Source organism: Burkholderia sp. BCC0322, from assembly GCF_902833045.1.
In the GTDB taxonomy this organism is placed as follows: Bacteria; Pseudomonadota; Gammaproteobacteria; order Burkholderiales; family Burkholderiaceae; genus Burkholderia.
In genome coordinates this window covers 1-12,574 of record NZ_CADFDU010000020.1, presented here as the reverse complement: position 1 = coordinate 12,574, position 12,574 = coordinate 1, and the positions used below count along the sequence as shown (strand labels likewise).

Annotated in this window: 14 protein-coding genes and 1 pseudogene; 3 read left to right on the top strand and 12 right to left on the bottom strand. The window is 66.4% G+C overall.

What is annotated here, in order from left to right; translation table 11 throughout:
- Nucleotides 1–20 precede the first annotated feature (20 nt).
- The 3 genes from HWX39_RS33240 to HWX39_RS33230 all read right to left on the bottom strand — a co-directional run bounded on the left by HWX39_RS33240 (nt 21) and on the right by HWX39_RS33230 (nt 2,471).
- The gene (locus HWX39_RS33240; protein WP_175971807.1) at nt 21–494 is read right to left on the bottom strand and encodes a PliI family lysozyme inhibitor of I-type lysozyme; all 474 of its coding nucleotides are present in this window, start codon (nt 492–494) and stop codon (nt 21–23) included.
- 249 nt (nt 495–743) lie between these two features.
- The gene (locus HWX39_RS33235) at nt 744–1,349 is read right to left on the bottom strand and encodes a DUF6013 family protein (RefSeq protein ID WP_244135142.1); all 606 of its coding nucleotides are present in this window, start codon (nt 1,347–1,349) and stop codon (nt 744–746) included.
- 105 nt (nt 1,350–1,454) lie between these two features.
- Nucleotides 1,455–2,471, bottom strand: a complete 1,017-nt coding sequence (locus HWX39_RS33230; protein WP_175971805.1) for a zinc-binding alcohol dehydrogenase family protein — start codon at nt 2,469–2,471, stop codon at nt 1,455–1,457.
- Nucleotides 2,472–2,593: 122 nt separating this feature from the next.
- Between HWX39_RS33230 and HWX39_RS33225 the strand changes: the two genes are divergently transcribed.
- Together HWX39_RS33225 and serB are read left to right on the top strand one after the other, a co-directional pair.
- Complete coding sequence (locus HWX39_RS33225) at nt 2,594–3,535, top strand: LysR family transcriptional regulator (protein ID WP_175971804.1); 942 nt, start codon at nt 2,594–2,596, stop codon at nt 3,533–3,535.
- A gap of 167 nt (nt 3,536–3,702) precedes the next feature.
- On the top strand, nt 3,703–4,548 hold the full coding sequence (gene serB / locus HWX39_RS33220; protein WP_175971803.1) for a phosphoserine phosphatase SerB: 846 nt from the start codon (nt 3,703–3,705) through the stop codon (nt 4,546–4,548).
- Nucleotides 4,549–4,635: 87 nt separating this feature from the next.
- On the opposite strand, the gene HWX39_RS33215 is transcribed toward serB, so the two are convergent.
- The 5 genes and pseudogenes from HWX39_RS33215 to rimO form a co-directional block, all read right to left on the bottom strand.
- Complete coding sequence (locus HWX39_RS33215; protein WP_175971802.1) at nt 4,636–5,817, bottom strand: cystathionine beta-lyase; 1,182 nt, start codon at nt 5,815–5,817, stop codon at nt 4,636–4,638.
- A 113-nt stretch (nt 5,818–5,930) separates the two neighbouring features.
- A complete protein-coding gene (locus HWX39_RS33210) occupies nt 5,931–6,473 on the bottom strand; it encodes a hypothetical protein (RefSeq protein WP_175971801.1) in 543 nt (180 codons plus the stop codon).
- 18 nt (nt 6,474–6,491) lie between these two features.
- Nucleotides 6,492–6,620: pseudogene (locus HWX39_RS33205) on the bottom strand (acetyl-CoA C-acyltransferase); the annotation flags it as partial.
- A 96-nt stretch (nt 6,621–6,716) separates the two neighbouring features.
- The gene (locus HWX39_RS33200; RefSeq protein ID WP_175971800.1) at nt 6,717–7,643 is read right to left on the bottom strand and encodes a sugar kinase; all 927 of its coding nucleotides are present in this window, start codon (nt 7,641–7,643) and stop codon (nt 6,717–6,719) included.
- A gap of 3 nt (nt 7,644–7,646) precedes the next feature.
- Entirely contained in the window at nt 7,647–9,008 is a 1,362-nt protein-coding gene (rimO, locus tag HWX39_RS33195) for a 30S ribosomal protein S12 methylthiotransferase RimO (RefSeq protein WP_175021131.1), read from the bottom strand.
- 284 nt (nt 9,009–9,292) lie between these two features.
- Here rimO and HWX39_RS33190 point away from each other — a divergent pair, with 284 nt between their 5' ends.
- Nucleotides 9,293–9,529: a hypothetical protein gene (locus HWX39_RS33190; RefSeq protein ID WP_175971799.1), complete on the top strand. Its 237-nt coding sequence runs from the start codon at nt 9,293–9,295 to the stop codon at nt 9,527–9,529.
- Nucleotides 9,530–9,670: 141 nt separating this feature from the next.
- On the opposite strand, the gene HWX39_RS33185 is transcribed toward HWX39_RS33190, so the two are convergent.
- The 4 genes from HWX39_RS33185 to HWX39_RS33170 all read right to left on the bottom strand — a co-directional run.
- Nucleotides 9,671–10,492 carry a lysozyme inhibitor LprI family protein gene (locus HWX39_RS33185; RefSeq protein WP_244135141.1) on the bottom strand — a complete coding sequence of 274 codons (822 nt, stop codon included), beginning with the start codon at nt 10,490–10,492 and terminating at the stop codon, nt 9,671–9,673.
- A gap of 431 nt (nt 10,493–10,923) precedes the next feature.
- The gene (phaR, locus tag HWX39_RS33180) at nt 10,924–11,490 is read right to left on the bottom strand and encodes a polyhydroxyalkanoate synthesis repressor PhaR (protein WP_006485265.1); all 567 of its coding nucleotides are present in this window, start codon (nt 11,488–11,490) and stop codon (nt 10,924–10,926) included.
- Nucleotides 11,491–11,609: 119 nt separating this feature from the next.
- Nucleotides 11,610–12,350 carry a 3-ketoacyl-ACP reductase gene (locus HWX39_RS33175; protein WP_175956262.1) on the bottom strand — a complete coding sequence of 247 codons (741 nt, stop codon included), beginning with the start codon at nt 12,348–12,350 and terminating at the stop codon, nt 11,610–11,612.
- A gap of 121 nt (nt 12,351–12,471) precedes the next feature.
- On the bottom strand, nt 12,472–12,574 hold a 103-nt coding region (locus tag HWX39_RS33170; protein ID WP_146229717.1), incomplete at its 5' end, for a hypothetical protein.

The following is a 12,574-nucleotide window of genomic DNA, read 5'->3' as shown; positions in this document are numbered from 1 at the left end:
GCGTTCGCGCGGTTCGCCGGTCAGCGCACGCTGCGGCGCTTGCCGACCGCCCGCCGCAACGCGGCCGCGATGTCCGCGTCCGGCGCGAGGCCGTCGACCGACGCGACGAGCCTCACCGCGCGCGGCGTCGTCACATAGGCCTGCGCGCCGACATAGCCGCCGCTGCCGGCCGAGCGCATCGTCACGACGAGCGCCTGCGGCGCACGTGCGCCGAGGTCGGCCGTGAACGCATCGGTGACCGTACCGTCACGCGCATGCAGCACGCCCGTTACGTAATCGTCGGTATCGAAGCCGGGGGCGGCATGCGCGGTCGAATACACGCGCACCGCGTAGCTGCCGGTCGAGCACGGTTCGAGCACGCCGCTCGACACGACCGCCACCTGCTGCCGCGACGGCAGCTCGACCTTCTTCACGAAACTGCAATCGTCGGCCGCATGCGCGTGCGCGGCGACGAACGCAAAGGCACACAGCAACGCGCGCATTCGGCATTTCATCGGGATGTCGTGACAGGAAGGTGATGATGCGGGCGAGCATAGCGCGCCATTCGCATGACGTCACGCAGGTCGCCACGCGACGCTGTCGGACGTCAAACGACTACCCTGCCGTTGCAGCAACACGGTACCGCGCAGCAGGTAGCGGGAAACACCGTGACGGCGACACGAAACGGCCACATGTCGCCGGGCCGGCCCGCCGGTCGAATCGTTGCGCGCACACCGGCTCCGGCGCCGGCCGGCGCTCGCCGCTCAGCGCTTGATCGACACGGTCACTTTCGTGCCGTCGCTCATCGTGACGGACTTCGACCCGCCGTTGGTCGGGATCGACACCCACTTCACCTGGCTCACCGACACGACGTCCGGGCACTGCAGCGACTTGCCGCCGGCCGTCACGCTGCGCGTGCCCTTCGGTGCGGCCGCCTGGAAGCTCATCTGCACGTTGGCGATCCCCTTTGCGTCGATCGACGGCGCGAGCCGCACCTGGGTCTGGCGCACCATCGCGCCGTTCTCGTCGCGCGGCAGGCTGTCGGCGTTCGGGCAACCGTCGGGCATCGCGACCGCGCCGCTCGGCGGCACCGACTTCCAGTTGAAGTCGTCCGTCTCGCCCGAACGGATCTTGCGGGTCTCCTGCGTATTGCCGAAGGTCTTCGAGTCGACCTTGACGGTGTATTCGAGCTGGCCGGTACCGCCGCCCTTCAGGCTGCCCTTGACCGGCGGCGCCGCGAATACGCTCGCGCTGACGCACGCCGCCGCGAACACGACCGACCACGATGCGGCGACTGACAAGCTGTGCTGGCTCATGCTGACCTCCTTGGTATGCGGCGGCACGCGCGTGCCGCGCGGTTTTCGATGCATGATGCGCTGCCAGTCTACCGCCAAGCCGCATGCAGTGCGCCTCGAACGCATCGGGTGTTACCCCGCTTGCGTTCGCGGCGCCGCAACCTTACGCGCGCTACCTGCTCAGAAGCCGCTCAGCACGAGCTTGCCGATCGAACGCCCGGCCTCGAGCAACTGGTGCGCGCGTCGCACGTTCGCCGCATTGATCGTGCCGAGCTGCTCGCCGAGCGTGGTGCGCAGCGTGCCGCCGTCGACGAGCCGAGCGACTTCGCCGAGAATCCGGTGCTGTTCGATCATGTCCGGTGTCTCGAACATTGCGCGCGTGAACATGAATTCCCAGTGAAACGCGGCGCTCTTCGCCTTCAGCAGTTCGACCGGCACCGGCTTGTCGTTCTCGACGATCGTGCAAATGCCGCCCTGCGGCCGGATTACCTCCGCAGCGGCGGGAAAGTGACGATCCGTGTCGTTGAAAATCAGCACGTAGTCGACGTTCGGATGCCCGGCTTCGCGCAACTGCGCAGGCAGATCGCCGAAATGGTCGACCACGGCGTCCGCACCGAGCGCGCGCACCCATTCGGCCGACGCCGGCCGCGACGCGGTTGCGATCACGTGCAGCTTGCCGAGCTGTTTCGCGAGCTGGATCGCGATCGAACCCACGCCACCCGCGCCGCCGATGATCAGCACCGACCGGCCGGCGTCGGCGCCCTGCGGCGACACGTGCAGCCGGTCGAACAGCGCTTCCCACGCGGTCAGCGTGGTCAGCGGCAGCGCGGCGGATGCGGCGAAATCCAGCGTGCGCGGCTTCAGCGCGGCGATCCGCTCGTCGACCGTATGGAATTCGCTGTTCGCGCCCGGCCGCGTGATGCTGCCCGCGTAGAACACTTCGTCGCCGGGCCGAAACAGCGTGACGTCGGCGCCGACCGCGATTACCGTGCCGGCGGCATCCCAGCCGAGCACGCGCGGCTTGTCCTCGACCTGCGGCTTCGGCGCGCGCACCTTGGTGTCCACCGGGTTCACGGAAATCGCCTCGACCTTCACGAGCAGATCGCGCGGGCCCGGCACGGGCTGCGGCAGCTCCACGTCGAGCAGGGCTTGCGGATCGTCGATCGGCAGATAACGGGTCAGTCCAACGGCTTTCATCACGACACTCCTTCAGGAAATCCTCCGGGCCGCGGCGCAGCCCCATGAACGTCATCGTAGGCAACCCGATCATTCGATAAAACCGCTATATTTCCTGAAACATTTTCAGGAATTTCAGAATAATGACCTCCGATCCGATTCCGGCCCCCGACAAGCCGCTCGACCTGCTCAACGTCGCGCTGTTCGTGCGCGCGGCGCGACTCGCGAACGTCACCGCGGCCGGACGCGAGTTCGGCGTGTCGGCCGCGGTCGCGAGCGCGCGCATCGCGCAGCTCGAGCGCCAGCTCGGCGCACGGCTGCTGCACCGCACCACGCGCCGCATCAGCCTCACGCAGGACGGCGACGTCTTCATGGCGCACGCCGACACGCTGCTGTCGGCCGCCGACGCCGCCCGCGCGTCGGTCGGGCACGGCCGCACCGAGCCGTACGGGCGGCTGAAGGTGTCGATGTCGTCGTCGTTCGGCCGCCAGCATGTCGCGCCGGTGATTCCCGCGTTCCTGCGCCGCTATCCGTCCGTGTCGCTCGACCTGCGGCTGTCGGACGAGATCGTCGACCTCGTCGACGACGGCTACGACGTCGCGATCCGCCTCGGCGCACTGAAGGATTCGACGCTCGTCGCGCGCAAGCTTGCCGTGAATCGTCGCGTGCTGTGCTGCTCGCCCGCGTATCTCGCCGAACACGGCACGCCGCGCCATCCCGCCGACCTTGCGCAGCACGAATGCGTGATCCTTGGCGACCAGCGCGACTGGTCGTTCGCCACGCCGCAAGGCCCGCTCACGGTGCGGGTCGACGGCCGGCTCGTCGCGAGCAATGGCGAGGCGATCCGCGAGGCGCTCGTCGACGGCTTCGGGATCGCGATCAAGTCCACCTGGGACGTCGGCCCGCTGCTCGCGAGCGGCGCGCTCGTCACCGTGCTCGACGACTATCCTTTCGCGGAAGACATCGCGATCTGGGCCGTCTACCCGAGCCGCGCGCATGTGCCGCTGAAGACACTCGCCTTCATCGCGTTCCTGGCCGAGCATTTCGGCGATCCGCCGTACTGGGATCGCGCGGACGGGCAATGACCGCGGCGCCGCGCACGGTCTGGATCCGCCGCCGACCGCCGCACGCGGCCAACCGGCTACAATGACGCGTTCGCCACGCAAGGGCCCGACGCCGGACGGGGCCCGCATCGGCAGGCGGCTGCCCGTTGGCCGCATACGCATTTCACTCGCTTTCCAACCATCCCGTCATGACCCACAACCTCGTCATCCAGAGTCTTGCGCCGCTGTCGGACGCCCATCACAAACCGTTGCTCGCGCTGTCCCGAGGCACCCGCATCGTGCAAACCGACGATCACGCGCTGCGGATCGACAACGCGAATCCGGCGCAGCGCCTCGACATCGATGCTTACTGCGGCACGCACGCGCTCGACTTCGCGTTCGTCGAGGCCGGCCTCTCGCTTGGCGATTTCGGGCTCGCCGTGATGGACATGGATTCGACGCTGATCACGATCGAGTGCATCGACGAGATCGCCGATTTCTGCGGGCTGAAAACGCAGGTCGCCGAGATCACCGAAGCGTCGATGCGCGGCGAGATCCGAGACTTCAACGAAAGCCTGACGCGCCGCGTCGCACTGCTGGCCGGGCTCGACGCGCACGCACTCGAACGCGTGTACGACGAACGTCTGCAACTGTCGCCGGGCGCCGAGAAGATGCTCGCCGGCGTGAAGGCCGCCGGCATGAAGACGCTGCTCGTGTCGGGCGGCTTCACGTTCTTCACCGAACGGCTGAAGGCCCGCCTCGGCCTCGACTACGCGCATGCGAACACGCTCGAGATCGTCGACGGCAAGCTGACCGGCAAGGTGCTCGGCGAGATCGTCAACGCCGACGTGAAGGCACGCCTGCTGCGCGAGACGTGCGCGTCGCTCGGCCTCGAGCCGCGCCGTGCGATCGCGATGGGCGACGGGTCGAACGACCTGAAGATGATGGCCGAAGCCGGGCTGTCGGTCGCGTACCACGCGAAGCCAGTCGTGCGCGACGCGGCGACGGTCGCGTTCGACCACATCGGCCTCGACGGGCTGCTGCGGCTGTTCTGATCCCGCAGGATCCAAATGAAAAACGCCGGCGCGATGCAACATCGCGCCGGCGTTTTGTTTTGGCCGACGAACGTTATCGGCTGGCGATCAGCCCAGCGTGGCCTGCATCGCGCGTTCGATATCCGCACGCAGGTCGGACTCGTCTTCCAGGCCGACATAGAAACGCACCAGCGTGCCGCGATGGGGCCAGTCCGGACGCATCGACGCGACGTCGTAAGGCATCGCGAGGCTGCACGCACCGCCCCAGCTCCAGCCGATCGCGAACAGCTCGAGCGACTCGACGAAGCGGTCGACCTGCTCCGCGCTGTAGCGCTCGTCGAACACCACCGAGAACAACCCGCCCGCGCCGGTGAAATCGCGCATGAACGACGCGTGCCCCGGGCAATCGGCAATTTGCGGGTGCAGCACCGCCGAAATCTCCGGCCGCGCCTTCAGCCATTGCGCGAGCGCGAGCGCGCTCTTGCTGTGCGCGTCGAAACGCACCTGCATGCTTGGCAGGCTGCGCAGCACGAGCGAGCAATCGTCGACCGACACCCCGACGCCGCAGCGCATCCGCGCGAGCTTCAGCTTCGCGTGCAGTTCCGCGTTCGCGGTGATCGTCGCCCCCATCAGCACGTCGCTGCCACCCGACTGGTACTTGGTCAGCGCCTGCACCGAAATGTCGACGCCGTGTTCGAACGGCTTGAACGCGAGCCCGGCCGAGAAGGTGTTGTCGATCGCGGTAACGATGCCGCGCGCCTTCGCGGCCGCCGTGATCGCCTGTACGTCCGGCACTTCCATCGTCACCGAGCCGGGCGCCTCGATCCAGATCAGCCGCGTGTTCGGCTGGATCAGGTCGGCGATGCCGGCGCCGATCAGCGGATCGTAGAAGCGCGCGGCAACGCCGAAATCCTTCGCGAGCCAGTTGCCGAAATCGGCGTTCGGCCCGTACACGTTGTGCGGGATCAGCACGTCGTCGCCGGCCTTCACGAGCCCGAAGTAGACGTTCATGATGGCCGCGAGACCCGACGGCTGCAGCAACGCATGCGTGCCGCCCTCGATCTCGGCGAGCCGCTGCGCGAGCGCGAGCGACGTCGGCGTCGCATGCAGGCCATAGCGCCACTGGTTGTCGTTGTGCCAGACGAGCGCACGCATCGTCGCGAGATCGGGGAACACGACCGTCGACGCGCGCGCGACCGGCGGCACGAATGAACGGAAGCCTTCCGGGATCGCGTCGTCGGGTTGAACGATGCGGGTTTGCAGTGCGCGCTTGGGGGTGGATGCAGTCATGACAGGAAGCCGGGCACGAGGCCGTTCGGTTGCGGAATATGCAGTTAGATTAGCCAAAATCGGCGCAATTGGCCCGGTACAATGCGCGCCGCGCGCACCGAGCCAGCGCGGGTTCAGTCGTCGGTGCGCAGATTGACGACGCCGCCCACCGTCTCGATTTCCTGCACGCGGCCGTCGCGCACCTGCAGCGCCGCGCGCTTGCCCGGCGCGAGACGCAGCACGACTGGCTGCGGATCCGACTCGTCCGAATTCATCCGGTCGGCCTTCAGGTCGCCCGTCGCGTCGAAGCGGCCGATCCACACGCCGGTGATGTTCGTGCCGTCGTTCGATTCCTCGATTTCGAGCGTGTCGCCGTCGCGATCGCCCGCGAGCAGCACGACCTCGCCCGTATCGACGAACTGGTATTCGCCGTGCACGCCCTCCTCGTCCGTCTTCGGGCCGAGATGCACGACGATCGGCCGGTCGCCGAGCGTGCCTTCGTAGCGCGGCAGGCGGGCGAACTCGGGATTCGGCTTCAGCGGCCGCGCCAGTGCCGGTTCATCCTGCTGCATGCCCGGCGCGACGGCCTGCGCCGCGACGACGCCCGGCATCGCCATGCCCGCCGCCAGCGCACCCGCGACGACGAGCGCCCGTTGCCATTGCGAATATCGACCCACCTTGCGTTGCTCCTTGCTTCAGATTCGCTCGAAAATCGCGGCGATGCCCTGCCCGCCGCCGATGCACATCGTCACGAGCGCATATCGGCCGCCGACGCGCCGCAACTCGTACAGCGCCTTGACGGTGATCTGCGCGCCCGTCGTGCCGCTCACCACCACCGCTTCACGTTGCACGTCGCCTCCTCATCCTGCTGATCGCATGAATCGTCCGCGCGATGCCGTGGCCGGCGTGCGCATCCCGCATCAGCGTTGCATCAGGCGCTCCACCGCATCGCGCTGCGGAATCGGCGCGACCGCGCCGTAGCCCGTCGTCGACAGCGCCGCCGCGGCGTTTGCATATCGCGCCGCCGCGAACGGATCGTCGCCCGCGACGATCCGCGCGACGAACGCACCGCCGAAGCAGTCGCCCGCGCCGGTCGCGTCGACAGCTTCGACCGCGAAGCCCGGCACGACGCGCCGCTCGTTCGGCGTCGCCACGTAGGCGCCTTCCTTGCCCAGCTTCAGCGCGACGACCTGCGGCCCATGTTCGAGCATCGCATCGACGATCGCGTCGCGATCGTTCGCACCCGTGAGTGCCGTCACGTCGTCCCAGCTCGGCAGACAGATGTCCGTCTGGCGCAGCGCCTCGCGCATCACCGCGCGAGCACGCGGCAGCGGCCACAGCTTCAGCCGCAGGTTCGTGTCGAAGCTGACCTTCGCGCCGTTGCGGCGCGCATGGTCGATCCCCGCGAACGCGGCGTCGCACGCGGTCGTGCTGATCGCAAGGCTGATGCCCGACAGGTGCACGGCCTTCGCGGCGGCCAGCGCGTCGAGCGGCAGGTCGCCCGTTGCATAACGGCTCGCCGCCGAGCCTGCACGCAGGTAGTCGAACTGGTGACCGTCGGCGCCATGCGTGACGAAATACACGCCGGTCGGCGCCGCACGGTCGACCCGAACGTACGTCGTGTCGACGTGCTCCGCGCGCCACATGTCGGTCAGCAGCCGGCCGAACGGATCGTCGCCGATCGCCGACACGAAGCCCGTCGACGCGCCCTGACGCGCCGCGGCGATGCAGAAGTTCGACGTGTCGCCGCCGAAGCCCTGCAGGAATTCAGGCCGGCCCGGCTGCGACTGGTTGAATTCGACCATCGCCTCGCCGAGCGCGAGGATCTCCGGAAACGCGGCGGCCATCGCTTACACCTCGCCCCACAGATCGTGGCCATCGGCGCCCGTGATCTTCACGGACACGAAATCGCCGACCTTGTAGCGCTTCGATGCCTTCGCTGCCGGCTCGACGTAGACGACCCCGTCGATCTCCGGTGCATCGGCCGCCGTGCGGCCGATCCCGCCTTCTTCGCTGACTTCGTCGATCAGCACCTTGAGGGTCTTGCCGACCTTGCGCTGGATGCGGTTCGCCGACACTTCCTCGGCGACTTCCATGAAGCGCGCGCGGCGAGCCTCGCGGACTTCATCCGGCAGCGCGCCGTCGAGTTCGTTCGCGGTCGCGCCTTCGACCGGCGAATACGCGAAGCAGCCGACGCGATCGAGTTCCGCCTCGCGGATGAAGTCGAGCAGCGTTTCGAACTGCTCTTCCGTCTCACCGGGGAAGCCTGCGATGAACGTGCTGCGGATCGTCAGGTCCGGGCAGATCTCGCGCCACTTCTGCACACGCTCGAGCACCTTCTCGGCGTTCGCCGGACGCTTCATGCGCTTCAGCACTTCCGGATGCGCGTGCTGGAACGGCACGTCGAGGTACGGCAGCACGTGCCCCTTGAACGGGCCTTCGGCCATCAGCGGAATCACTTCGTCGACGCTCGGATACGGATACACGTAGTGCAGGCGCACCCATGCGCCGTACTGCGCGGCGAGTTCGCCGAGCGCGGCGACCAGGTCGGTCATGCGCGTCTTGATCGGCTTGCCGTTCCAGAAGCCCGTGCGGTACTTCACGTCGACGCCGTACGCGCTCGTGTCCTGCGAGATCACGAGCAGTTCCTTCACGCCCGACTTGAACAGGTTCTCCGCTTCCAGCATCACTTCGGCGACCGGGCGCGACACGAGGTCGCCGCGCATCGACGGGATGATGCAGAACGTGCAGCGGTGGTTGCAGCCTTCGGAAATCTTCAGGTATGCGTAGTGGCGCGGCGTGAGCTTGATGCCGGCCGCGGGCACGAGATCGGTGAACGGGTCGTGCGGCTTCGGCAGGTGCGAATGCACGGCCTGCATCACTTCGCCCACCGCGTGCGGGCCGGTGACGGCGAGCACCTTCGGGTGGACTTCCTCGATCAGGTTCGAGCCGCTGGCGCTCGACTTGGCGCCGAGACAGCCGGTGACGATCACCTTGCCGTTCTCGGTCAGCGCTTCGCCGATCGCGTCGAGGCTTTCCTGCACGGCTTCGTCGATGAAGCCGCAGGTGTTCACGACGACGAGGTCGGCACCGTCGTACGTGCCGGAGATTTCATAACCTTCGGCGCGCAGTTGCGTGATGATCTGTTCGGAGTCGACGAGCGCCTTCGGGCACCCGAGGGATACGAACCCTACTTTGGGGGATTGGGACATCTGGATGTGTGGGGGCGTGGCAGCAAAAGCGAGAGTTTACAGCGATTTAGTGTCCGGCGACCCAAAAACGAGCGGTTGACGACGATGTGGATCGCCCGCTCGAATGCCCGGTGCGTTTCGGGTCTGCCGTCGAGCCGTATTGGATATGCCCCTTCATTTCGCGCGAAGCCGCGTTCTGGCTCTGTCCCCAACGCCCCTCATCAAGCAACAATCGTCCCGACACCGCTACCCGCTATGCGAAAATCCCGGCATCCACCCTTTTCAATCGACCCAACGGGGTTCGCATGACCACCCACATCACGATCGAATTCACCGAACATGCGGCAGACGCCATCGGCGAGCAAACCAGCACCAGCTTTTCGTATGACCAGGGCGCGCACGTGCCGCAACCGGGCGATTTCGTCGAACTCGAGCATTCGCGCCAGACGTTTCTCGTGATCGGCCGCGTGTTCTCGCTCAAGGCCAACTACAGCGCCGTCAAGCTCGTGCTCGACCTTCCTCCGCACGACGACGCGCAATAATTCCCGGCGCTGCGAAACAATTCGGACCGGCCCCGTCGGCATTGCCGCCGGCAATCGCACACGCCCGGCCCGGGTTGCATGAAATCACTCGAGCGACGAAATCGTAAAAAAGCCCGCCGAAGCGGGCTTCCAGTCCTGCACTCACGGAAACTTCGACGCCGTCAAGCACCGATCGAACCACACCGCATCGTCTCCATCGCCGATCGGCCACATTTCCGCATCGAGGTGCGGCAACCCGGCGACCGGCGCCGACGCGCGGTTATCGTCACCGGACGCCCCCGCACGCATCCACGCCGATTGCTTTCCGCCGTTGTCGCACGCACTCCCATGCGCCTGCGCTTCACAGAACGCCACCGGTCGCACCTTCGCGCCATCGGCCGCGCTCACCGACCGGTACTGATAAACCGCGCCGGTCGCCCAGTCCTCGCTCTGGCTGCAGACCCGCGCATGATGCTGCACGTGGACCGCGCCGAAACATGCATAGGAAACGTGCGCGCCACGTGCATCGTCGGGAATGAAATCGCAGTTCGCATCGAAACCGGTGAGCGGGCCGCCGATGTATTTCGCGAGCCACTGGCGCTCGGCCTGTGCGCGCGCGATCAATCCTTTAGCCGATCGATCGGCCAGTACGGCGGTACGCCGATCGATTGCCTTGCGCACTTCGTCGACGGCCAGCGGGCGGCCTTCGTAATCGGCATCGAGACGGTTGTTGCGCGCGTCGATCCAGCGGCGCTGACTACGCACCAGCATGTCGCGGATGGCCGTGTCCGGCGCGGCCTTCAGCACGCCCGCGTAGGCCGAATTCATGCGCGCGTCGGCCGCACGCAGTACAGGGCTCGCGCAGATACGCTTCTCGATCGGCTGCACGGCTTTCGCGCAATCCATCGCAAAGGCCGGCACCGCCACGCCAATGCCCATCGCGAACAGCGACGCAAGACCCGCCAGCCTGCGGGCCCCTACCATTCGAATCCCTCGCATGCTCTCTCTCAATTGGTTTTTTTCGTGATCATGCTGCGTCGGTGCAGCATCGCCCATCATGGCCCGTGATGCGCGGTACCGGTATCGCCTTTGGCCGAAGGCAGCAATCACGCATCACCCTGCAGCGCCGCATATCGGTACGCGTGCCTGCACGAATGCACACCGCCAGGCGTGATGCGCGCCGGGATCATTCACGGGTGACTGGATCTCGATCGACCGGACAACGGTCATGCACGCCCGTACCCGGCACGCGCATTCGGTGCCGACGGTCATGAACGACCGTCGGCGAGAGGATCCGGCAGGCGGCGGTCGCCCATCGTCGCGCACGGATGCGCGATCGGCCGACCCGCACCGCGTTGCTTCACGGCACCGACGCCCGACCGGTTGCCCACCGCGGTCGGCCTGCCGCGAAACCGTTACTTCTTTTCCGGCTCCGACGCGCCCGGCTGCTTGAACGGGAACGTGCTGAACATCGACTTCGCCTGGTTCTGCATCTGCTCCTGCATCTGCACGAACATGTTCTTCGACTGCTCGATGTAGCTGGTCATCATCCCCTGCATCATCGGCGCCTGCATGTTCATGAACTGCGACCAGACTTCCGGATTCATCGCATTGCCTTCGTACAGGTTCTTCGACTGATCCGCGAGCTTGTTCTGGATGTCGATGAACGCCTGGATGTTCTTTTCCAGGTACGTGCCCATCATGCCCTGCATCGCATGCCCGTAGAAACGGATGATCTGCGACAGCATCGACGACGAGAACATCGGCACGCCGCCGCTTTCCTCTTCGAGGATGATCTGCAGAAGGATGCTGCGCGTCAGGTCTTCGTTGGATTTCGCATCGACGACCTTGAAGTCCTCCTGCTCGAGCACGAGCTGCTTCACGTCGGTCAGCGTAATGTACGTGCTTGTCTCGGTATCGTAGAGCCGACGGTTCGGGTACTTCTTGATGAGCCGTTCGGCCGTCTTCTTTGTAGTGGTCATGTAACGCCTTTGAGTGCAGCGTAGCGGAAGTGACGAATCCCCGCCGCCCGAATCCGGGAGGCGGGGGCCTTCGGAAAACGCCCGGCTGCGCGGCCGCCCGGCCCGCGCAGCGCGGACGCTCAGCCCATGTGCAGGCCGCCGTTCAGCGAGAAGTCGGCGCCCGTCGCGAAGCCGGAATCATTCGACGCGAGCCACGCGACGATCGAACCGATTTCCTCCGGCGCGCCGAGACGCCGCACCGGGATCGTCGCGACGATCTTTTCCAGCACGTCCGGACGAATCGCCTTCACCATGTCCGTGCCGATGTAGCCCGGCGACACCGTGTTGACCGTCACGCCCTTCGTCGCGACTTCCTGTGCGAGCGACATCGTGAAACCGTGGATACCAGCTTTCGCGGTCGAGTAGTTGGTCTGGCCGAACTGCCCCTTCTGGCCGTTCACCGACGAAATGTTGATGATCCGGCCCCAGCCGCGTTCGACCATCCCGTCGATCACCTGTTTCGTCACGTTGAACAGGCTCGTCAGGTTCGTGTCGATCACGGCGGTCCAGTCTTCGTGCGTCATCTTGCGGAACACGACGTCGCGGGTGATGCCCGCGTTGTTGACCAGCACGTCGATCTCGCCGACTTCGGCTTTCACCTTGTCGAACGCTTCCTTGGTCGAGTCCCAGTCGCCGACGTTGCCTTCCGACGCGATGAAATCGTACCCGAGCGCCTTCTGTTCCTCGAGCCATTTCACACGGCGCGGCGAGTTGGGGCCGCAGCCCGCGACGACCTTGAAGCCGTCTTTCGACAGACGCTGGCAAATGCTGGTGCCGATGCCGCCCATCCCGCCCGTTACGTACGCAATTCGCTGAGACATATATCTCACTCCATTCTTTTGGTTTCGAGGGCAGCCGAAGGCCCCTCTGACTTCACGTGACGCCGGCCGAAGCCGCAATCGGCCAGCGCACGGATTCGGTTCGCTGGTCGAGACCGGCCGGTTACGGACGCTCGACCGCGAGCGCGACGCCCATCCCGCCGCCGATGCACAGCGACGCCAGCCCGCGCTTTGCGTCACGCTTGGCCATCTCGTGCAGCAGCGTC

Coding starts and splice junctions, on each gene's coding strand:
- HWX39_RS33240 (WP_175971807.1), bottom strand. CDS start 494: ATGAAATGCCGAATGCGCGCGTTGCTGTGTGCCTTTGCGTTCGTCGCC.
- HWX39_RS33235 (WP_244135142.1), bottom strand. CDS start 1,349: ATGCATCGAAAACCGCGCGGCACGCGCGTGCCGCCGCATACCAAGGAG.
- HWX39_RS33230 (WP_175971805.1), bottom strand. CDS start 2,471: ATGAAAGCCGTTGGACTGACCCGTTATCTGCCGATCGACGATCCGCAA.
- HWX39_RS33225 (WP_175971804.1), top strand. CDS start 2,594: ATGACCTCCGATCCGATTCCGGCCCCCGACAAGCCGCTCGACCTGCTC.
- serB (WP_175971803.1), top strand. CDS start 3,703: ATGACCCACAACCTCGTCATCCAGAGTCTTGCGCCGCTGTCGGACGCC.
- HWX39_RS33215 (WP_175971802.1), bottom strand. CDS start 5,817: ATGACTGCATCCACCCCCAAGCGCGCACTGCAAACCCGCATCGTTCAA.
- HWX39_RS33200 (WP_175971800.1), bottom strand. CDS start 7,643: ATGGCCGCCGCGTTTCCGGAGATCCTCGCGCTCGGCGAGGCGATGGTC.
- rimO (WP_175021131.1), bottom strand. CDS start 9,008: ATGTCCCAATCCCCCAAAGTAGGGTTCGTATCCCTCGGGTGCCCGAAG.
- HWX39_RS33190 (WP_175971799.1), top strand. CDS start 9,293: ATGACCACCCACATCACGATCGAATTCACCGAACATGCGGCAGACGCC.
- HWX39_RS33185 (WP_244135141.1), bottom strand. CDS start 10,492: ATGGTAGGGGCCCGCAGGCTGGCGGGTCTTGCGTCGCTGTTCGCGATG.
- phaR (WP_006485265.1), bottom strand. CDS start 11,490: ATGACCACTACAAAGAAGACGGCCGAACGGCTCATCAAGAAGTACCCG.
- HWX39_RS33175 (WP_175956262.1), bottom strand. CDS start 12,350: ATGTCTCAGCGAATTGCGTACGTAACGGGCGGGATGGGCGGCATCGGC.